Genomic DNA, 18,615 nt, shown 5'->3' with positions numbered 1-18,615 from the left:
GGGGGGGGGGGGGGGGGGGGGGGGGGGGGGGGGGGGGGGGGGGGGGCGGGGGGGGCGGGGGGGGGGGCCGGGGGGGGGGGGGGTGGGGGGGGGGGGGGGGGGGGGGGGGGGGGGGGGGGGGGGGGGGGGGGGGGGGGGGGGGGGGGGGGGGGGGGGGGGGGCGGGGGGGGGCGGCCCCCCCCCCCCCCCCCCCACTACCGATACGGGATGGAACCACGCGCGTTCAACCCAGCGCCATCAACTCCGGTTGCAGCGCGCCGAAGATCCGTGCCAACCGCTCGGCCCACGCCTGCTGCCCTGCCATATCGGCAATGAGGTCCTGGCGGATCTCCAGTTCCACGTGCACCAGCCCGCGGCCTTCGCCATGCACCGGCACCGCGTAGTCGCTGGTACTGCTGACCGAATACGGTTCGTTGTCCCCCACCACCAGGTCGCCTTCTTCGCGCAATGCCTGCAGCAGGGCATGGGCAAAACGCATGTCCTGGTGGTACAGCACGCCGGCGTGCCAGGGCCGCTGCGTGCCGTTCATCACGGGGGTGAAGCTGTGCATCATCACCAGCAGGGTGGGCTGGCCGGCATCACGGCGCGCATCAAGCTCGGTCTCGATGCGTGCATGGTACGGCGCGTGGATCGCATCGATGCGCTGCTGGCGCTGCGCCGCCGACAGCCCGGCATTGCCCGGCACCACGGTGTGGTCGCTCACCTCCGGAATCAGCGTCGGTGAGGCCAGTGGGCGGTTGCAGTCGATCAGCAGCCGCGAGTACGTCTGTTCGATCGCCCAGGCATCGAGCCGTTCGGCCAGTGCACGGGTGGTGCCGGCGATGCCGATGTCCCAGCCGATATGGCGGTCCAGCTCGGCCTGGGGCAGGCCGAGCCCGGTCAGCGCACGCGGCACCTGCTGGCCGGCGTGGTCGGCAAGCAGGAGGTAGGGCGAGACGCCCTGCGCCCGGTGGATCGTGTAGATCGCCGGGTCGTCGGCGCCGAGCAACGCAGGCAGCCTGTGCAGGTCAGCGTCAGCCACGCGGGCGCCCGTCCAGGTGGTGCTCGATCATCCACAGCCCGGCCCAGAGCTTGGCGTCCAGCTCGTAGCCTTCGCCCATCTTCTGCACCAGCCACGCTGCAGCCTCATTGCGTGGAATCTCGTGCACGGTGATGTCCTCGCTGTCATCACCGCCCCCTTCGCCGATGCGGCGCAGGCCGGTGGCGCGCACGAAGGCGATCTTCTCGCTGCTGGCGCCGGAAGACGTCGGGCCGATCATCAGCACTTCGGCGTGATCGGCGGTCCAACCTGTTTCTTCTTCCAGTTCACGCACCGCCGAGACTTCGATCGATTCGCCGGCGTGGATGTCGCCGACCAGGCCGGCCGGCATTTCGATGGTGGGCGCCTGCAGCGGTACACGGAACTGTTCGACGAACAGCACCTTGTCCTCCGGGGTGACGGCGATGATGATCGCGGCCAAGCCACCGGCATGGGTGCGTTCGCTGTATTCCCAGGTACCGCGCACCAGCATGCGCTGGTACTTGCCTTCGTAGACGACGCGCGGGGCTTCGGTATTGCGCTGGCTCATGCGGGCTCGCTGTGGGAGGGAAGAGGATCGGCCACGCCGGCGGCGTCGAACAGCCGGCGGCGGGTCATCGGGCCGAAGCGCAGGGTCTGGCACAGGCCACCGAGCAGCTCTGGATCGGCCGATTGGCGCAGCAGTCCGGGCTGGCTGCCCTCCAACGGCGCGTCCAGCGCGATGGTGGTCAGCTGGCGCCAGAGCTGGGCGTGCTCGCGCTGCTCGCGCAGCCGCACTGCCATCTGTGCAGCGCCACGCAGGCGCAGGAACGGCACTTCGTCCAGTCGTTCGAACAGCGCATCCATGCTGCCGAAATGGGCCAGCAGCACGGCGGCCGATTTGCTGCCGAGGCCACTGACACCGGGAATGTTGTCCACCGCATCGCCACACAGCGCCAGGTAGTCGGCGATCTGGTGCGCGTGCACGCCGTGCCGCGCCTTCACCCCGGCCACGTTCCAGCGCTGGTTGCGGGCGTAGTCCCACTGCTCGTCATGGTCGACCAGCAGCTGCGACAGGTCCTTGTCGGCGGAGATGATCACCCCGCGATGGCTGCCCCGGTGTACGTGCAGGGCGCTGCCGATCAGGTCGTCGGCCTCGTAGTCGTGGTGGGCCAGGACCGCAAGGCCCAGCGCCGCGCACAGCGCCTTGCAGTGCACGAACTGGCGCTTGAGCGCCTCCGGTGCCGGCTCGCGGTTGGCCTTGTAGGCCGGATACAGCCGGTGGCGGAAACCGCTGTCGAGCGCTTCGTCGAAGGCGATGGCGATGTGCCGCGGGCGCTCGCGCTCGAGCAGGTCCAGCAGGAAGCGGGCGAAGCCGTGCACCGCATTGGTGGGCCAGCCCTGTGCGTCCTGGAACTGGTCTGGCAGTGAATGCCAGGCACGGAACACGTAGATGCTGGCATCAACCAGGTACAGCGACGGCGGGGCGGCCGGCAGGGTCATGCCGGGGGCGTCCAGTCGCGCAGCAGGGCCGCCGGGTCGGGGCGCTCGCGCTCGGGTACGTCGGCCTTGGGCGTACCGATGTGGATGAAGCCGGCGATGCGTTCGCCGTCGACCAGGCCCAGGTGGGCCTGCACGGCTGGATCGAAGGCCATCCAGGCGGTCAGCCACTGTGCGCCGAAACCCAGCGCCTGCGCGGCCTGCAGCAGGGCGAAACAGACGCAGCCGGCGGTCATCAGCTGTTCCTGTTCGGGCACCTTCGGGTCCGGCCGCGGGCTGGCCACCACCACGATCACCAGCGGTGCGTGGCTGAAACGCTGGCGGTCCTTCTCGAACACGGCCTCGCCCGCATGTGGGTCGCGCTGGCGGCTGCGTTCAGCCAGGAACTCGCCCAGAGTGTGACGTGCATCGCCTGCGATTTTCAGGAAGCGGAACGGCACGCGCTTGCCGTGGTCGGGCACGCGCACCGCCGAGGCCAGCATCCGCTGCAGGGTGGCCGGGTCCGGCCCGGGCTCGCCCAGTTGCCGCGAGGGCACCGAGCGGCGGGCGTCCAGGGCGAGCAGGGCAGCAGGATCGGGCATGGAGTCTGAACCGGTCATCACGGGCGTTTGATTATAGTCGGGGTGGTCAATGACGCCGTTTGTGTCGCGTCCGGCCCTTGAATACCAAACTGTGATGAACATCATGCCACTGGCGGGAAACGGACAGCCGCTTCCCCTCGCCTCGTGGGCCTTGCACGGCTTACGATATCTGTCTTGCCGGGCCGCCGGTCATGAGGTTTGAAGTGAGGACTGTTTCACTGTCCGTGACGGGCTGGCCGGCCTACCATCGACGTTCCGGTACATGGGGTGTGCCGGAAGCCGCGATGTCCATGCTGTCTGTCGTACCAGAGAAGGTGGGGAGCCTTCCCGAATGATGAGCGTGCCCACACCGATGGGATCGCCGGGCCGTGACCCGGCCCAGCTCCAGCGTGCCCGGGACATGGTCCTGCCCGCGCTGTGCCAGGCCTTCGGGGCGGCACTGGCGCGTTTCGACGATGCCCTGTTCGACCGCGCCGGCAATGCCGGCTCGTCGCAGTTGCTGTTCCTGGACGCGATGCGCGAACTGCGCCGGCGCCGTGAGGACATCGCGGCCGCTTTCGCAGGCCACCTGCAGCAGGCCTGGGCCGCATTGGAGGCTGGTGAGCCGCTGTCAGCCGAGGCGACCCTGTCCGGGCCGGCCGAGGATGGGCTCAGCCTGCTGGCCGAGCATGTGCTGGAATCCCGGTTGGCGGTGCGCAATTTCGCCACTGTGTTGCTGCGTGACTTCAAGCCGGTGCTGGCGCGGCTGGATCGCCGCCTGGGCCGGTTGATCGGCGGCGCGGAACTGGACGCCGACCACAATCCGATCAGCCCCGAACACCTGGGCGTGGCCATCCACGAGGCCTTTGCCGGCTGTGAACTGGCCCCGGAAGTGCATCTGGTGCTGATCAAGCTGTGCGAGCGCGACCTGCGTGCACCAGTCGGTCGCATCTACGAGAAGCTGGACGAGCAGCTGGCCGCAGCCGGCGTGATGTCGCAGATGGGGGCTCCGCAGCGCCCACAACCGCCGGCACCGGATCCGCGCATGGCCGGGATGCTGGATGACCTGGTCGAGCATCGCCACGGCGTGGGCGTCGATCCGGGGTTCAGCGATGACGAGCAGGCCGCACCGGCCTGGGCGCAGCGCTTCGCCGCCCGCTGGTCCGAGCGCCGCGGGCATATGCAGCAGCACCTGGGCGGCGATGACGGCGCCACCGGCGAGGCCTACGCTGGCCAGCAGGGCATGCTGCTGGAAGCGCTGCACGAACTGCTGCAGCAGACCCGCCACGTGCGTGAGGATGCCACGTCTGCGGCGCAGGTGGCGGTTGGCCAGCAGCGCCCGCTCAGCCAGCGCGAAATGATGTCGGTGCTGTCGCTGCTGCAGGCCACGCCCAGCGCCACCCTGCGCGCGGCCATCGGCGAGGACGGCGAATCGCTGGCCCAGCGCCTGAAGAGCGAAGTGCTGTCCAGCGCCACCCAGCTTGGCGTCGATCCGGGCCAGACCCGGCTGGACCCGCAGGATGAGGACGCCATCGACCTGGTCGGCATGCTGTTCGACGTGATGCTGGACGAGCGCGAACTGGAAGGCCGCTCGCGCGAACTGATCGGCCGCCTGGTGGTGCCTTTCGTCAAGGTCGCCATGCTCGACCGCCGCATGTTCGTGCAGAAGACCCACCCGGCGCGCAAGCTGCTCAACTCGCTGGCCGAGGCCTGCGAGGGCAACACCGGCGAGAGCCAGGCCGAGCGCATGCTGATGGCCAAGGTCGAAGAGATCATCGAGCGCCTGGTGGCCGAGTTCAACGAGAACCTGGCGATCTTCCTGACCCTGGAAGAGGAATTCCGCGAGTTCCTGGTGCAGCATCGTCGCCGGGTGGAAATCGCCGAGCGCCGTGCCGCAGAAACGCAGCGCGGCCAGGAAAAGCTGGAGATGGCCCGCAGCCGGGCCGGTGCGGAACTGGACCGCCGCATCGGTGACGCCACGCCGCCGCCGGCCATTGCCGAGTTCCTGCGCCAGCCGTGGCAGCATCATCTGACCCTGGCGCTGCTGCGCGAGGGAGAAGAAGGCGCGTCGGTGGCCGAGGCATTGAGCCTTGGCGATGGCCTGCTTGAGGAAGTGGCCGAGGCCCGCCGCCAGATCGTCGGCAAGCCGTGGCTGCAGGCCTGGCAGCCGGTGCTGGCCAAGGTGTTTGCCAGCGTCGGCGTGCACGGCGATGCGGCCACCGCCGCCATTGATGCCCTGCATGACACCCTGCAGGGCATCGCCGAATCGCGGCCGGAACTGCAGCGTGCGCTGCCGGAGCTGCCGCAGGTTGCCTTGCCGGCGCCGCCAGTGGCTGAATCGCCGGCGGTTGAGCTTGGCGGGCAGATTGACGCCGACGATTTCGACAACGCCGATGCCGACCGCTTCCGCCGCATGGAAATCGGCAACTGGCTGGACTTCATCGACAAGGATGGCAAGGTGCAGGCGGGCAAGCTGTCCTGGGTCAGCCCGATTTCCTCGCGCCTGCTGTTCGTCAACCGTCGCGGCGTGCGCTTCTGCGTGGCCTCGCCTGAAGAGCTGGCGGTGATGATGCGGCTGGGTCGCCTGCGTGCCCACGTTGATGATGGCGCCTTCGACAGCGCCATGCAGGGCGTGATCGATCGCCTCGACCCGGGCAGCGCCACGCTGCACTGAGCGGGTGCCGCCTGCTAGGATCGGGAAACTCACCGATCAGCGGGGATCTGCATGGCCGTGGCGTTGCTGGGGATCAAGGAGACCGCGCCGGGCGAACGGCGCGTGGCACTGACGCCGGAGACCGCGCGCAGGCTCGGGGCCTTGGGCATTGCCGTCTGGTATGAGGCGGGCGCGGGTTTGGCCGCTGGTTTCACCGACGCCGCCTATGACGATGCCGGTGCACGCGTCTTCGACGCGGGCCGCTGGGCCGAGATCGATATCCTGCTGTGCGTGCAGGCCCCCCCTGCGGCGGTGCTGGAACAGCTCAAGCCCGGCGCCAGCGTGGTCGGCCTGCTGGCCCCGGCCAGCGATCCGGCGCTGGCCGCGCTGGCGGCCGATGGTCGCCTGCAGCTGTTCGCGCTGCAGCAGCTGCCGCGCACCACCCGTGCGCAGGCGATGGATGTACTCAGTTCGCAGGCCGGCATGGCCGGCTACAAGGCGGCGCTGATCGCCGCCGAACGCGCGCCGCGCTTCTTCCCGATGCTGACCACTGCTGCCGGCACCGTGCGGCCGGCCAAGGTGCTGGTGATCGGTGCCGGCGTGGCGGGCCTGCAGGCCATCGCCACCGCGCGCCGCCTCGGTGCACAGGTGGAAGGCTTCGACGTGCGCCCGGAAACCCGCGAGCAGATCCAGTCACTGGGCGCACGCTTCCTCGACCTCGGGGTCAGCGCGGCGGGCGAGGGAGGCTATGCGCGGGCGCTGACCGATGACGAGCGCGCCGAGCAGCAGCGTCGGCTGGCCGACCACCTGCGCAGTGTGGACGTGGTGATCTGCACGGCTGCGGTACCGGGCCGCCCGGCACCGACCATCGTGACCGCCGCGATGGTGGAAGGCATGGCCACCGGCAGCGTCATTGTTGATCTGGCGGCGGAAAGTGGCGGCAACTGCGCACTGACCCTGCCGGGGCAGTGCATCGAACACCAGGGCGTGACCATCGACGGTCCGCTGGGCCTGGCCAGCCGCGGCGCGACCCAGGCCAGCGAGATGTATGCGCGCAACCTGCTCAACTTCGTTGCGCTGTTTGTGCGCGAAGGCCAGCTCGGGTTCGACTGGGACGACGAGCTGCTGGCGAAGACGCGCTGGCAGGGGTGAACCTCATTGCCTCCTGTAGAGCCGAGCCCATGCTCGGCTTGCGCAGGCGCGATAGAGCAGCAGAGCGTGGGCTCGGCTCCACAAAGGGTTGAACGTTGCCTTTACCGCGGCTTCGCCGGCGGCGGATTCTCTCGCACCCAGTCCTTGCGTTGCTCCGGCGTCATCTGCGACCAGCGCTCGCGCAGTGCGTCGCGCTGCGTGGGCGGCAGATCCCGCATCTGACCGAACAGGGCCCGGGCCTGCTCACGCTGTTCCGGGCTCATGTGCTCGAAGCGGCGCAGGCCGCGGCGGGCCTTGTCGCGTTCCTCCGGGCTCATCGATTGCCAGCGCTGGCCATGCGAGAGCATCCGCTGGCGCTGGCCGGCATCGGCGCTGTTCCAGCGGTCGCGCAGTGGCGCCAGCAGCGATTCCCGCTGCGCTTCGCTCAACTGTTCCCAGGCCGGCAGCGGCGTGGCCGGCGCAGAGCGCGCCGCAGGGGCGGGCGCGGCGCTCTGCGCCAGCGCCGGGAGGGCCGGCAGCAGCAACAGGGTCAACAGCAGCGGCAGGGTATGCAGTCGGGACATGGTTCACTCCATCGCCAGGTCGGTATCGCCCAGCCACAGGTACAGATCGGGATTTTCGTCGTACAGCACGCTGTTGTCTTCCATCGAGGCCAGCACCGGTGCCGACACGGCGGGCGACAGGGGGCTGTGGCCGCTGAACTGCAGGCCGATCCCCAGCGCCACCACCAGAGAACAGGCGCTGGCCAGCCACCAGCGCCAGCGCCCGTGACGAGCCGCGCTGGCGCCGTGGCGGGCCTGGCGCAACCGTGCCAGCGTGGCCGGCGACAGCGCCTGCAGCGACTGCGCGTGCAGGTTGCGCAGCATGTCATCGGAGGGCAGGGAGCGGTTCACGGGTGGGTCTCCAGGTAGTCCTGCAGCGCCTGCCGGGCGCGTGCCAGATGGGTTTTTACCGCGCCTTCGCTGCAGCCCATGGCGCGGGCGGTGGTGGCCCCGTCCAGGTCCTGCAGCACGCGCAGGGTGAAGGCCTCGCGCTGGCGTGCGGGCAGGGTACGCAGCGCCTGCACCAGTTGCTGGTACTGCTGGCGCTGTTCGTGCGCCTGCGCCGGGTCCGGGCCGGGGTCGGCCCAGTCGATCCCGGCTCCGTCGGCGTCCTGGTTGTCGCGCCAGAACGGCAGGCGGAAACGGCGCCGGCGCTGCAGGTCGATCACACGGCGGCGCAGGATGCTCCAGAACAGGGGCGCCCATTCGGCCGCTGGCTTGTCTGCGTAGTCCAGCATGCGCATCAGCGCGTCCTGCACCGCGTCCATGGCGTCTTCGCGCTGGCGCAGGCCGGCCTCGGCGAAACGGAACGCGCGCGGGCCGACGCTGGCCAGGAACGCCTACAGCGATGCCGGCAGGGCATCGGTGTCGGCGCTCGGGGGGACGGGGCTGCTCACCAGCACAGGGTACGGTTCCTCGCTCGGGCTCACCATCGACAACGCGTGAGCGTCGCCGCGGTTGACGCCGGGTGCGCGCCGGGTTCAGCCCGTGGTTATGATGGGCCGACGAAGACAGAGCGGGAGCGTTGCCAGTGAGTGACGGGTTCGTAGCGCTGTACATCTTCATGCTGGCGGCCATCGCCGGCCACGTGATCATTTCGCGGGTGCCGGTGATCCTGCATACCCCGCTGATGTCGGGTTCCAACTTCATCCACGGCATCGTGCTGATCGGCGCGATGGTGGTGCTGGGGCACGCGCAGACGCCGCTGGAAAAGGCGCTGGGCTTCCTTGCCGTGGTGCTCGGTGCCGGCAATGCCGCCGGTGGCTACGTGGTCACCGCGCGCATGCTGGAGATGTTCAAGCCGAGCGCGCCCAAGGGCGGCAGGGACGAACCGAAGGAGCCACAGGCTTGAACATCAGCACCGTCGAACTGCTCGACTGGCTGGTCAAGGCCAGCTACCTCGTCGCCGCCACGCTGTTCCTGCTGGGTCTGCAGCGCATGGCTTCGCCGCTGACCGCGCGCAGCGGCATCCGCTGGGCCGGGCTGGGCATGCTGCTGGCCACGGTGGCGACCTTCTTCCTGCCTGAACTGCACAACGTGCCGCTGATCCTGGTCGCACTGCTGCTGGGCGCGGGCCTGGCCTGGTGGTCGGCCGGCAAGGTGGCCATCACCGACATGCCGCAGATGGTGGCGTTGTACAACGGCATGGGCGGTGGCTCGGCGGCGGCGATCGGTGCGGTGGAACTGCTGCGCTATGCCTTCCTTGCCAACCGCGATACCCGCCATTGGAGCGAGCAGGCGCTGGCCGACCTGGCCGCGCGCCAGCCCTCGGGCATGGTGCTGCTGCTGGCGGTGGTCGGCGCGGCGATCGGTGCGGTCTCGCTGTCCGGTTCGGTGATCGCCTGGGCCAAACTGGACGGACGCCTGGACAAGCGCGTGACCTGGCCCGGCCAGCAGCTGATGAACCTGATGGTGGCACTGGCGGTGGCGGTGCTGGCGATCATCGCGGCCAGCACGCTAAACACCTCGGCAATCGTCGCCTTCTTCGTGCTGGCGCTGGCACTGGGCGTGCTGATGACGTTGCCGATCGGTGGCGCCGACATGCCGGTGGTGATCTCGCTGTACAACGCATTCACCGGCCTGGCGGTGTCCTTCGAAGGTTATGTGCTGGGCAATGAGGCGCTGATCATCGCCGGCATGATGGTCGGCGCGGCCGGCATTCTGCTGACCCGGTTGATGGCCAAGGCGATGAACCGGCCGATCCGCAACGTGCTGTTCTCCAACTTCGGCGGCGGTGCCGGCGGCGAGGCACAGGCGATCACCGGCGCGCAGAAGCCCATCGAAGCGTCGGACGTCGCGGCGATGATGGCCTTTGCCGAGCGCGTGGTGATCGTGCCCGGCTACGGCATGGCGGTGGCGCAGGCCCAGCACAAGATCTGGGAACTGGCGCAGCGGCTGGGCCAGCGTGGCGTGAAAGTGAAGTTCGCGATCCACCCGGTGGCCGGGCGCATGCCCGGGCACATGAATGTGCTGCTGGCCGAGGCCGGCGTGCCCTACGATCTGATCGCCGACATGGACGACATCAACCCCGAGTTCGCCAATACCGACGTGGTGCTGGTGATCGGTGCCAACGACGTGGTCAATCCGGTGGCGCGGACCGACCCGGCCAGCCCGATCTACGGCATGCCGGTGCTGGACGTGGTCAACGCGCGCAACGTGGTGGTGATCAAGCGTGGCAAGGGCACCGGTTTTGCCGGCATCGAGAATGCGCTGTTCTACGCCGACAACACCCGCATGCTCTATGGCGACGGCGCCGAAGCGGCGGCCTCGCTGGTGAGTGAACTGAAGGCGCTCGACGGCGGGCATTGAGTTGAGGACCGGGGTCGGATCCCTTTCCGCAGGAAAGGGCTCTGCCCCCCTTGCCGGCCAGCGGCCGGCACTACCCCATCCGCGCGTGGTGGCTGCAGCGGGTAGGTGCGGTCCCTGGTCCGCACGCCTTTGCCGGCCAGCGGCCGGCACTACCGAATCCACGAATCTCTACGCGCTCAGCGCGCCAGCCAGGCACCTACGGCCACGGCCACGGCCAGCCACAGCCATTCCACCGCGCCGTTGGCCAGGCTGATCAGGGTCCAGGCCAGGTGCGGGCCCATCCGCGTGGTGGCATCCCACAGGTCCAGGCCGATCGAGCCGCCCATCCAGGCGCTGGCGATGGCCCAGTTGGCCACGGCGGCCACCAGCAGGGTGCCGAGCACGACCAGGGCGACGCGCAGCCGGCCTGGGCCCAGCGTGCCCAGGCGCAGCATGAACACCAGTTCCAGGGCGGCCAGCACCGCCATCCAGCCGACCTGCCGGCCGGTCATCAGCGCCAGGACCATCCAGGCGAGGGGAGCGACAAACAGGCCCAGCAGCAGCATGAGGGGCCAGAGCCAGGTCACGGTCCTGGCACGCGCGGCATTGGAGGACATCGAAGCTCCCAGAAGATCACCCACAGGATACTGTGGTTTGCCGCAGTGCACCGGCGGTGCGGGGGCGGCTGGGCTAGAATGCCGTCTTGCGTGGCCTCGGCCACGGCCCCATATCGGTCCCCATGTATTCCCGTAGCAGCGAACCTGTCCACTTCGAACGCGATTGCGAGGCCGTGATGGTCCCGCAGGGCGATACCGTGACCCTGCCTGCCGGCAGCTATGGGTACATCACCCAGGCGCTGGGCGGCAGTTATTCGGTGTTCGTCGAGGGCAACCTGTTCCGCATCGCCGGCAAGGATGGCGATGCCATCGGCAAGGAGGCACCGGCGCCGCTCGAGCTGCCGGCCGACGCCACCGATGAACAGGTGGAGCAGCTGGTGTGGCAGCAGCTGCGCACCTGCTTCGATCCGGAAATTCCGGTCAACATCGTGGAACTGGGCCTGGTCTATGAAGTCGAGATCAAGCACCTGGATGAGGGCAAGCGCGAGATCGACGTGAAGATGACGCTGACCGCCCCGGGCTGCGGCATGGGCGAGATCCTGGTCGACGACGTGCGCAGCAAGCTTGAAATGATCCCGACGGTGGCCGAGGCCGACGTCGACCTGGTGTTCGACCCGCCGTGGAACCAGCACATGATGTCCGAGGCGGCCCGGCTAGAGACCGGCATGCTTTGACCCAGGGCCCGCAGTGACGCGGGCCCGGCACTACCCGCAACCAGAACAGGAATCCTCCGGTGTCCCAGTCCATCCCCAGCTTCGCCGTCACCCGTTCGGACCACCCGCGCAGCGCTGAAGAGCGCGCCAAGATCCTGGAGAAGCCGGGCTTCGGCCTGCACTTCACCGATCACATGGTGGAAGTGCGCTGGGACAAGGATGCCGGCTGGCACAATGCCAATGTGCGCGCCTACGGCCCGCTGCAGCTGGACCCGGCCGCCGCCGTGCTGCATTACGGCCAGGAAATCTTCGAAGGCATCAAGGCCTACCGCCACGCCGACGGTTCGATCTGGACCTTCCGCCCGGATGCCAACGGCCGTCGCCTGCAGCGTTCGGCGCAGCGCCTGGCGTTGCCGGAACTGCCGGTGGAGATCTTCGTCGAATCGCTGAAGCAGCTGATCGCCGTCGACAGTGACTGGGTGCCTTCGGCCGATGAGTCGAGCCTGTATTTCCGCCCGTTCATGATCGGCGACGAGGCCTTCCTCGGCGTGCGCGGCGCGCACAAGGCCGGCTACTACGTCATCGCCAGCCCGGCCGGCCCGTACTTCGCCAAGGGTGTTGCCCCGGTGTCGATCTGGCTGTCCACCGAGTACGCGCGTGCGGCCAAGGGCGGCACCGGTGCCGCCAAGTGCGGTGGCAACTACGCCGCCTCGCTGCTCCCTCAGCAGAAGGCGCAGGCGCAGGGCTGCTCGCAGGTACTGTTCCTCGACCCGGTCGAAGGCAAGTACCTGGAAGAACTGGGCGGCATGAACGTGTTCCTGGTCTACAAGGACGGCACGCTGGTCACCCCGGAACTGTCGGGCAGCATCCTCGAGGGCATCACCCGCGAGAGCATCCTGCAGCTGGCCCGCGACCGTGGCATGAAGGTCGAAGAGCGCAAGGTCAGCATCGACGAGTGGAAGGACGGCGTCGCCTCCGGTGCGATCAGCGAAGTGTTTGCCTGTGGCACCGCCGCGGTGGTCACTCCGATCGGCCAGCTGAAGGGCGAGGGCTTCTCGGTGGGCGACATCAACGCGCCGGCCGGCGAAGTGACCATGTCGCTGCGCAAGGAACTGACCGATATCCAGTACGGCCGCCTGCCGGACCGCCACAACTGGCTGGTCAAGCTGGGCTGATCGCCCACATCGAATCGTAGAGCCGGGCCCGCGCCCGGCTGCGCTTCTGGAAAGCCCGTCCCCGCGACGGGCTTTCTGCGTTTCGAGCCAAGGGGTCAGATCCCTTTCCGCGTGAGAAAGGGATCTGCCCCGGATCGGTGGACGCCGATGTCGGCAAAGTCATTCCAGGACACGTGACGACCCAGTCAGGTCTGTGCAGGACACGAGAAAGTTCCTTCACCTTCACAAACCCTCGACCCAAAAAGTCTCAGAACGAACATTTCATCTTGCTGAAAAGACGCTGAAAATCTTGTGGTGTCCGGTTTCGGCCATTAGCGTCATATGTACGGCGGATCGTTAGGGGGATCCGCTGACTCATCGGACTTCGAACCTCGCCAACGCAAGCCAGCCCAGGGTTCGGGCCGGTGCTTCTGCCGATTCCGGCATTCACACCACAAGAAAGGGAAATACGATGTCCCAGGTAACGCAACCGCGTGTGCGTCGAGTGTGGGTGGTCCTTGGTGCGTCCGTTCTGTCATCGCTGCTGCTGGCCACGCCTGCGCTGGCCGGTGACGTCCAGCTCAGCGGCCTGCAGTCCGCGCCGACGCACCAGCGCTTCATCGTGAAGTACCGCGACGGCAGTGCGCCGGTGGCCAACACCACGGCACTGGCCTCTTCTCTGAAGACTGCCGCCGCCGGCCTGGCCAGCAGCCAGGGCCGCGCGCTGGGCCTGCAGGAGGTCCGCAAGCTGGCCGTTGGCCCGACCCTGGTCAAGACCGATCGCCCGCTTGACCAGGCCGAATCCGAGCTGCTGATGCGCAAGCTCGCCGCCGACCCGAACGTGGAATACGTCGAAGTCGACCAGATCATGCGTGCGACGCTGACCCCGAATGACACCCGCTTCAGCGAACAGTGGGGCTTCGGTACCTCCAACGCGTCGATCAACGTGCGGCCGGCCTGGGACAAGGCCACCGGCACCGGCGTGGTGGTGGCCGTGATCGATACCGGCATCACCAACCATCCCGATCTCAACGCCAACATCCTGCCTGGCTATGACTTCATCAGCGATGCCGCGATGGCGCGCGATGGCGGTGGCCGCGACAACAACCCGAATGACGAGGGCGACTGGTACGGCGCCAACGAGTGCGGCTCGGGCATCCCGGCCTCCAACTCCAGCTGGCACGGTACCCACGTCGCCGGCACCGTGGCGGCGGTGACCAACAACAGCACCGGCGTGGCCGGTACTGCGTTCAATGCCAAGGTCGTCCCGGTGCGCGTGCTGGGCAAGTGCGGCGGTTACACCTCCGACATCGCCGACGCGATCGTGTGGGCCTCTGGCGGCACCGTCAGTGGCGTGCCGGCCAACGCCAACCCGGCCGAGGTCATCAACATGTCGCTGGGTGGTGGCGGCACCTGCTCGGCCACCTACCAGAACGCCATCAACGGCGCGGTCAGCCGTGGTACCACCGTGGTGGTCGCCGCCGGCAACAGCAACACCAACGTGTCCTCGTCGGTGCCGGCCAACTGCGCGAACGTGATCGCGGTGGCGGCCACGACCTCGGCCGGTGCGCGTGCCAGCTTCTCCAACTACGGTGCCGGCATCGACATTTCCGGCCCGGGCCAGAGCATCCTGTCCACCCTCAACACCGGTACCACCACGCCGGGCAGCGCCAGCTACGCGTCGTACAACGGCACCTCGATGGCGGCGCCGCATGTGGCCGGCGTGGTTGCGCTGATGCAGTCGGTCGCGCCAAGCCCGCTGAGCCCGGCGCAGGTCGAAAGCATCATCAAGAGCACTGCACGCCCGCTGCCGGGCGCCTGCTCGGGTGGCTGCGGCGCCGGCATCGTCGACGCCAACGCGGCCGTGGCTGCGGCGATCAACGGCGGTGGCAACCCGAACCCGGGTGGCAACGTGCTGCAGAACAACGTGCCGGTGACCGGCCTGGGCGCTGCGACCGGTGCCGAGCTGAACTACACCGTCGCCGTTCCGGCCGGTAGCAGCCAGCTGCGCGTGACGATCAGTGGCGGCAGCGGCGATGCCGACCTGTACGTGCGCCAGGGCAGTGCCCCGACCGATACCAGCTACACCTGCCGTCCGTACCTGAGTGGCAACAGCGAGACCTGCACCATCAACAGCCCTGCCGCTGGCACGTGGTATGTGCGGGTGAAGGCCTACAGCACCTTCTCGGGCGTGACCCTCAACGCCCAGTACTGAGCCCAAGTCCCTCTCCAAGGGCACGCCCTGGCTTCGGCCGGGGCGTTCTTGCTTCTGTGGGGCCGAGCCCATGCTCGGCTGCTCTGGCTGCGGACCGTTGTGCCGCGCTGGCACGCGGTTGCCGAGCATGGCTCGGCACTACAAGGGCAGCGCTCTGGCAGGTGCCGAGCTTGGTCGGCGCGCGGTTCCTCAGACCGACTCGAAGCGGTTCGCGGCCACGTTCTTGCGCACGTGCTGCGGGTCGAAGATCCGCCCGTTCATCGCGATGTACACGCCGCTCGGCAACGACTGCACCGCACCGATCGCACAGCCGATGTTGAACTCCGCATCCGAGCCGCGGAAGCGTGCCGGGCTCAGTGCACCGGTCATCACGATGGTCTTGTCGGGGATTGTCGCCAGCACCTTGCCGGTCTGCACCATCGAGTCGGTGCCGTGGGTCACCAGGACGTGCCGGGTCGGTTGCGCGGCGATGGTGGCGCGGATCAGCTCGCGGTCCTCATCGTTGATGTGCAGCGAATCCTTGCGCAGGATCGGAATCACGTTGAAGCGGAACGTCACGCCCAGCTCGCGCAGGATCATGCCGATCTGCGGATCGCCGATCTGGTAGTCCGACTTGTCGTCGAAGTAGATCTTGTCGATCGTGCCACCAGTGGTGACGACCAGGAGCTCTTCCATCATGTGCATGCGCGAAACCAGGACAGGTACTGCGGCGCGGGGCCAGGAATGCAGATGATACGGCCCAGCGGGCGCAGCGTCAGCGTTGCTTGCCGAAGCGGGCGCGCAGGCCGGGCAGGCTGGCGCTGAAGATCACCAGCAGGGCCAGCGCGATCTCGATCAGCGCCAGCCAGCGCGTTTCCGGATGGCTCCAGGCGCTCATCACGCCGTGGCTGAACCAGCCCAGCGCCAGGACCGAGGCCCAGAATCCGGCCTTGCGCCAGCCCAGGCGCACGGCGATGGCCAGCGCCAGCGGCGGCGCGGTGAACACCAGCTGGGTCGCCAGCCAGTGCTTGTCATTGATGAACCAGCCGGCGAACAGCGCGGCCAGCCCCATCAGGGCCAGCAGCAGGACCGTGCGCGGCGCGGCGCTCATCGGGCCAACCGCTGCGCGATGCCGGCCACCCGGCGCCCCAGCGCGCGCGCCAGCACGGCTTCGTCGTCGGTCGGCTGCGGGTCGTCGGCGGCACCGGCGACGTGGCTGGCGCCGTAGGGCGTGCCACCGCTGGTGGTGTGGCTCAGCGCCGGTTCGGTGAACGGAATGCCGACGATCACGCAGCCATGGTGCAGCAGCGGCACCTGCATCGACAGCAGGGTCGATTCCTGCCCGCCATGCATGGATGCGGTGGACGTGAACACGCCGGCCGGCTTGCCGGAGAGGGTGCCATTGACCCATTCGGCGCCCAGCCCATCCAGGAAATGCTTCACCGGCGCGGCCATGTTGCCGAAGCGGGTCGGGCTGCCGAGCAGCAGGCCCTGGCATTCGACCAGGTCCTGCACGCTTACATAGGGGGCGCCATCGTCGGGTACCGGCGGCTGCGCGGTCTGGGTCACTGCGGCCACCGGCGGCACCGTGCGCAGGCGCGCGGTCATGCCCGGCACTTCGCCGATGCCCCGCGCGATCTGGCGCGCCAGCCGTGCCACCGAACCGCCCCGGCTGTAATACAGCACCAGAATCTCGCCCATCGTGCCCGCTTCTCCTCGTCGTGTGGCCACCAGTATGGCTATCCTGCGAGCATTCCGCATCGGGTACCCTTCCACCGATGGAACCTTTGGATACGCTCAACCTGTGGATGGAGCGCGCGCGGGATCGCGCACGGGCCATCAGTTTCGGCCGCTTCCTGTGGCATCGCTTCCTCGACGACCGCCTGTTCCAGGCAGCGGCGGCGCTGGCGTACACCACGGTGTTCGCGCTGGTGCCGCTGGCCATCGTGGTGTTCGGCGTGCTCTCGGCCTTCCCTGTTTTCGACCGCTGGAGCGACCAGCTCAGCGACTACGTCTTCTCCAACTTCGTGCCCTCCGCTGCGCGCGCGGCCGAGGGTTACCTGCGGCAGTTTTCGGCCAGTGCCGGCCAGCTGACCGCCGCCGGCTTCATCGCACTGGTCGCCTCACTGCTGATCACGCTCAACAGCGTGGAAGAGACCTTCAACCAGATCTGGCGGGTCGGCTCGAGCCGGCCCAAGCTGACCCGCTTCCTGGTCTACTGGACCGTGCTGACCCTGGGCGCGATGCTCGCCGCTGCGTCGCTGGCGGTGTCGGCGCGGGTGTTCGCGATGCCGTTGTTCGGTACCCAGGAGGGCCGTTGGCTGGCCGAACTGGCGCTGCGGATGGCACCGATCCTGATCGAGTTCGTCTGCATCACGCTGATGTTCCGTGTGGTACCGCACCACACGGTGAAATGGCGGCATGCCGTGCCCGGCGCGATCCTGGCGGCGGTCATCCTTGAACTGGTGAAGTGGGGCATCGGCGCGTATCTGGGCAGCTTCCAGTCCTACCAGAAGCTGTATGGCACGGTCGCCTTCGTGCCGATCCTGCTGCTGTGGATCTACCTGTGCTGGGTGGCGGTGCTGCTGGGTGCGTCGCTGGCCTCCTCGATGGCCGCCTTCCGCTACCAGCCGGTCGAGCTGCGCCTGCCGCAGGGGTACGAGTTCTATGGGCTGCTGCGCCTGCTTGGCCGCTTCCAGCATGCGCGGGCCAAGGGCAAAGGCCTGGCCGATGACGAGATCCTGCGGCTGGAGCCGATGCTGACCGACTCACTGCTGCAGGACCTGATCTGCAACCTGCAGGAGATCGACCTGCTGCGCCGCGATGAGCGCGGCGAGTGGCTGCTGTCGCGCGACCTGGACCAGGTCAGCCTGGCCGATCTGTACGAATGCACCCAGCTGCGCATCCCGGTAGCCGAGCAGCACCTGCCGTATCGCGACGACAGCCTGGGCCGTGCCGCCTTGGCGGCGCTGGATGACCTGCGACTGCCCCTGCGCGAACGCCTGAAGCGCAAGGTCAGTGATATCTATACCGACTCTGGAGACACCCCATGACCCGCAAGACGTCGTTGCCGCTGCTGCTCCCGTTGACCCTGCTGCTGGCCCTGGCGGCCTGCAAACCGGCCCAGGAGCCGGCACCGGCCAGCAGCCAGCCACCGGCGCAGGCACCGACGCCGAGCACGCCGGCACCGGTCGAGGAAACCCCGGCCGAGCGCACCACCGCCGAGTTCCCGACGCTGAAGATGAAGGCGGTGGATGGCAGCGACTACGACCTGGCCGCGCATCGCGGCAAGTGGGTGGTGGTGAACTTCTGGGCCACCTGGTGCGCGCCGTGCCGCAAGGAGATGCCCGAGCTGTCGGCCCTGCATGCGATGCGCAGCAACATCGAAGTGGTCGGCTTGGCCTACGAGGACATCGAAGTGCCGGAGATGCAGTCGTTCCTGGCCAAGCATCCGGTGACCTATCCGATCGTGATCGTGGACCCGTTCGATCCGCCGGCCGACTTCGCCACGCCGCGCGGCCTGCCGCTGACGCATCTCATCGATCCGCAAGGCAAGCTGGCGCACACGTTCCTTGGCCCGGTGACCGCCGCCGACATCGAAAAGCAGATCGCTGCTGCCAAGTAGGTTGGGTATCGGCAGGGCTGCGCCCTGCACCCGCGGTAGTGCCGGCCGCTGGCCGGCAACCCCAGCAGAAGCAACAGCAACAGCAACAGCCCAAGAGGGTTTCCTGTGGGGAGGCGGGGTGGGTCCGGTTGCGGGGGACGCCGTAAATACGTCCCTGTAGGCTCGGTCGCCGCATCCATGC

The 18,615-nt window shown here is 68.4% G+C and carries 19 protein-coding genes and 1 pseudogene; 9 read left to right on the top strand and 11 right to left on the bottom strand.

The annotated features are described in order from the left end of the window. Nucleotides 1–223: 223 nt before the first annotated feature. Genes WDC87_RS18140 through WDC87_RS18125 form a run of 4 tightly spaced genes read right to left on the bottom strand, consistent with a single transcriptional unit; the run spans nucleotide 224 to nucleotide 3,078 of the window. Nucleotides 224–1,021 carry an N-formylglutamate amidohydrolase gene (locus WDC87_RS18140; RefSeq protein WP_252745291.1) on the bottom strand — a complete coding sequence of 266 codons (798 nt, stop codon included), beginning with the start codon at nucleotides 1,019–1,021 and terminating at the stop codon, nucleotides 224–226. Next, nucleotides 1,014–1,568, bottom strand: a complete 555-nt coding sequence (locus tag WDC87_RS18135) for an NUDIX hydrolase (protein ID WP_061480126.1) — start codon at nucleotides 1,566–1,568, stop codon at nucleotides 1,014–1,016. Before WDC87_RS18135 ends, WDC87_RS18140 begins: the two co-directional genes overlap by 8 nt. Next, complete coding sequence (locus WDC87_RS18130; RefSeq protein ID WP_072167904.1) at nucleotides 1,565–2,500, bottom strand: 5'-3' exonuclease H3TH domain-containing protein; 936 nt, start codon at nucleotides 2,498–2,500, stop codon at nucleotides 1,565–1,567. The genes WDC87_RS18135 and WDC87_RS18130 overlap by 4 nt, the downstream gene beginning before the upstream one ends. After that, nucleotides 2,497–3,078 (bottom strand): nitroreductase, encoded by a 582-nt coding sequence (locus tag WDC87_RS18125; protein WP_061480136.1) that lies wholly within the window; start codon nucleotides 3,076–3,078, stop codon nucleotides 2,497–2,499. The genes WDC87_RS18130 and WDC87_RS18125 overlap by 4 nt, the downstream gene beginning before the upstream one ends. Nucleotides 3,079–3,409: 331 nt before the next feature. Between WDC87_RS18125 and WDC87_RS18120 the strand changes: the two genes are divergently transcribed. Next, nucleotides 3,410–5,731 carry a DUF1631 domain-containing protein gene (locus WDC87_RS18120; protein ID WP_252745290.1) on the top strand — a complete coding sequence of 774 codons (2,322 nt, stop codon included), beginning with the start codon at nucleotides 3,410–3,412 and terminating at the stop codon, nucleotides 5,729–5,731. A 51-nt stretch (nucleotides 5,732–5,782) separates the two neighbouring features. Beyond that, a complete protein-coding gene (locus WDC87_RS18115) occupies nucleotides 5,783–6,862 on the top strand; it encodes an NAD(P) transhydrogenase subunit alpha (protein WP_111008006.1) in 1,080 nt (359 codons plus the stop codon). 101 nt (nucleotides 6,863–6,963) lie between these two features. Here WDC87_RS18115 and WDC87_RS18110 read toward each other — a convergent pair whose 3' ends face one another. The 3 genes and pseudogenes from WDC87_RS18110 to WDC87_RS18100 form a co-directional block, all read right to left on the bottom strand. Then, nucleotides 6,964–7,425 (bottom strand): DUF3106 domain-containing protein, encoded by a 462-nt coding sequence (locus WDC87_RS18110; RefSeq protein WP_252745289.1) that lies wholly within the window; start codon nucleotides 7,423–7,425, stop codon nucleotides 6,964–6,966. Between the two features lie 3 nt (nucleotides 7,426–7,428). Continuing rightward, entirely contained in the window at nucleotides 7,429–7,755 is a 327-nt protein-coding gene (locus WDC87_RS18105; protein ID WP_252745288.1) for a DUF3379 domain-containing protein, read from the bottom strand. Further along, nucleotides 7,752–8,336, bottom strand: a pseudogene (locus WDC87_RS18100) (RNA polymerase sigma factor). The gene WDC87_RS18105 and the pseudogene WDC87_RS18100 overlap by 4 nt, the downstream one beginning before the upstream one ends. A gap of 98 nt (nucleotides 8,337–8,434) precedes the next feature. Between WDC87_RS18100 and WDC87_RS18095 the strand changes: the two are divergent. Further along, complete coding sequence (locus WDC87_RS18095) at nucleotides 8,435–8,755, top strand: NAD(P) transhydrogenase subunit alpha (RefSeq protein WP_005415382.1); 321 nt, start codon at nucleotides 8,435–8,437, stop codon at nucleotides 8,753–8,755. After that, nucleotides 8,752–10,212: an NAD(P)(+) transhydrogenase (Re/Si-specific) subunit beta gene (locus WDC87_RS18090; RefSeq protein ID WP_072167909.1), complete on the top strand. Its 1,461-nt coding sequence runs from the start codon at nucleotides 8,752–8,754 to the stop codon at nucleotides 10,210–10,212. Before WDC87_RS18095 ends, WDC87_RS18090 begins: the two co-directional genes overlap by 4 nt. A gap of 176 nt (nucleotides 10,213–10,388) precedes the next feature. Here the strand turns inward: WDC87_RS18090 and WDC87_RS18085 are convergent, their stop codons facing one another. Continuing rightward, nucleotides 10,389–10,808: a membrane protein gene (locus tag WDC87_RS18085; protein WP_032953950.1), complete on the bottom strand. Its 420-nt coding sequence runs from the start codon at nucleotides 10,806–10,808 to the stop codon at nucleotides 10,389–10,391. Between the two features lie 122 nt (nucleotides 10,809–10,930). On the opposite strand from WDC87_RS18085, the gene sufT reads away from it, so the two are divergent. The 3 genes from sufT to WDC87_RS18070 all read left to right on the top strand — a co-directional run bounded on the left by sufT (nucleotide 10,931) and on the right by WDC87_RS18070 (nucleotide 14,830). Continuing rightward, nucleotides 10,931–11,482, top strand: coding sequence for a putative Fe-S cluster assembly protein SufT (gene sufT / locus WDC87_RS18080; RefSeq protein WP_005415385.1), 552 nt, complete (start codon nucleotides 10,931–10,933; stop codon nucleotides 11,480–11,482). A gap of 59 nt (nucleotides 11,483–11,541) precedes the next feature. Then, nucleotides 11,542–12,636, top strand: coding sequence for a branched-chain amino acid aminotransferase (locus WDC87_RS18075; protein ID WP_005412326.1), 1,095 nt, complete (start codon nucleotides 11,542–11,544; stop codon nucleotides 12,634–12,636). A 451-nt stretch (nucleotides 12,637–13,087) separates the two neighbouring features. Further along, nucleotides 13,088–14,830: a S8 family peptidase gene (locus tag WDC87_RS18070; protein ID WP_072167910.1), complete on the top strand. Its 1,743-nt coding sequence runs from the start codon at nucleotides 13,088–13,090 to the stop codon at nucleotides 14,828–14,830. A 189-nt stretch (nucleotides 14,831–15,019) separates the two neighbouring features. Here the strand turns inward: WDC87_RS18070 and WDC87_RS18065 are convergent, their stop codons facing one another. From WDC87_RS18065 to wrbA, 3 genes are all read right to left on the bottom strand, one after another. Continuing rightward, a complete protein-coding gene (locus WDC87_RS18065; RefSeq protein ID WP_010481766.1) occupies nucleotides 15,020–15,505 on the bottom strand; it encodes an asparaginase domain-containing protein in 486 nt (161 codons plus the stop codon). A gap of 79 nt (nucleotides 15,506–15,584) precedes the next feature. Continuing rightward, nucleotides 15,585–15,920 (bottom strand): DUF2069 domain-containing protein, encoded by a 336-nt coding sequence (locus tag WDC87_RS18060; protein ID WP_005415388.1) that lies wholly within the window; start codon nucleotides 15,918–15,920, stop codon nucleotides 15,585–15,587. Next, on the bottom strand, nucleotides 15,917–16,510 hold the full coding sequence (gene wrbA / locus WDC87_RS18055) for an NAD(P)H:quinone oxidoreductase (RefSeq protein WP_049438254.1): 594 nt from the start codon (nucleotides 16,508–16,510) through the stop codon (nucleotides 15,917–15,919). Before wrbA ends, WDC87_RS18060 begins: the two co-directional genes overlap by 4 nt. Before the next feature lie 77 nt (nucleotides 16,511–16,587). Between wrbA and WDC87_RS18050 the strand changes: the two genes are divergently transcribed. Next, the gene (locus WDC87_RS18050) at nucleotides 16,588–17,862 is read left to right on the top strand and encodes a YihY family inner membrane protein (protein ID WP_088496466.1); all 1,275 of its coding nucleotides are present in this window, start codon (nucleotides 16,588–16,590) and stop codon (nucleotides 17,860–17,862) included. Beyond that, nucleotides 17,859–18,434, top strand: a complete 576-nt coding sequence (locus WDC87_RS18045) for a TlpA disulfide reductase family protein (RefSeq protein ID WP_072167911.1) — start codon at nucleotides 17,859–17,861, stop codon at nucleotides 18,432–18,434. Before WDC87_RS18050 ends, WDC87_RS18045 begins: the two co-directional genes overlap by 4 nt. Nucleotides 18,435–18,615 lie beyond the last annotated feature (181 nt).

This window comes from Stenotrophomonas maltophilia group sp. Smal12, assembly GCF_037079935.1.
In the GTDB taxonomy this organism is placed as follows: domain Bacteria; phylum Pseudomonadota; class Gammaproteobacteria; order Xanthomonadales; family Xanthomonadaceae; genus Stenotrophomonas; species Stenotrophomonas sepilia.
This window is presented reverse-complemented; position numbering and strand designations above follow the sequence as displayed.

What these genes read in the sequence shown, in the direction of transcription:
- WDC87_RS18120 (WP_252745290.1), top strand. Translation starts at nt 3,410, where the DNA reads ATGATGAGCGTGCCCACACCGATGGGATCGCCGGGCCGTGACCCGGCC.
- WDC87_RS18135 (WP_061480126.1), bottom strand. Translation starts at nt 1,568, where the DNA reads ATGAGCCAGCGCAATACCGAAGCCCCGCGCGTCGTCTACGAAGGCAAG.
- WDC87_RS18115 (WP_111008006.1), top strand. Translation starts at nt 5,783, where the DNA reads ATGGCCGTGGCGTTGCTGGGGATCAAGGAGACCGCGCCGGGCGAACGG.
- WDC87_RS18110 (WP_252745289.1), bottom strand. Translation starts at nt 7,425, where the DNA reads ATGTCCCGACTGCATACCCTGCCGCTGCTGTTGACCCTGTTGCTGCTG.
- WDC87_RS18070 (WP_072167910.1), top strand. Translation starts at nt 13,088, where the DNA reads ATGTCCCAGGTAACGCAACCGCGTGTGCGTCGAGTGTGGGTGGTCCTT.
- wrbA (WP_049438254.1), bottom strand. Translation starts at nt 16,510, where the DNA reads ATGGGCGAGATTCTGGTGCTGTATTACAGCCGGGGCGGTTCGGTGGCA.
- WDC87_RS18045 (WP_072167911.1), top strand. Translation starts at nt 17,859, where the DNA reads ATGACCCGCAAGACGTCGTTGCCGCTGCTGCTCCCGTTGACCCTGCTG.
- WDC87_RS18065 (WP_010481766.1), bottom strand. Translation starts at nt 15,505, where the DNA reads ATGGAAGAGCTCCTGGTCGTCACCACTGGTGGCACGATCGACAAGATC.
- WDC87_RS18125 (WP_061480136.1), bottom strand. Translation starts at nt 3,078, where the DNA reads ATGCCCGATCCTGCTGCCCTGCTCGCCCTGGACGCCCGCCGCTCGGTG.
- WDC87_RS18085 (WP_032953950.1), bottom strand. Translation starts at nt 10,808, where the DNA reads ATGTCCTCCAATGCCGCGCGTGCCAGGACCGTGACCTGGCTCTGGCCC.
- WDC87_RS18130 (WP_072167904.1), bottom strand. Translation starts at nt 2,500, where the DNA reads ATGACCCTGCCGGCCGCCCCGCCGTCGCTGTACCTGGTTGATGCCAGC.
- sufT (WP_005415385.1), top strand. Translation starts at nt 10,931, where the DNA reads ATGTATTCCCGTAGCAGCGAACCTGTCCACTTCGAACGCGATTGCGAG.
- WDC87_RS18050 (WP_088496466.1), top strand. Translation starts at nt 16,588, where the DNA reads ATGGAACCTTTGGATACGCTCAACCTGTGGATGGAGCGCGCGCGGGAT.
- WDC87_RS18060 (WP_005415388.1), bottom strand. Translation starts at nt 15,920, where the DNA reads ATGAGCGCCGCGCCGCGCACGGTCCTGCTGCTGGCCCTGATGGGGCTG.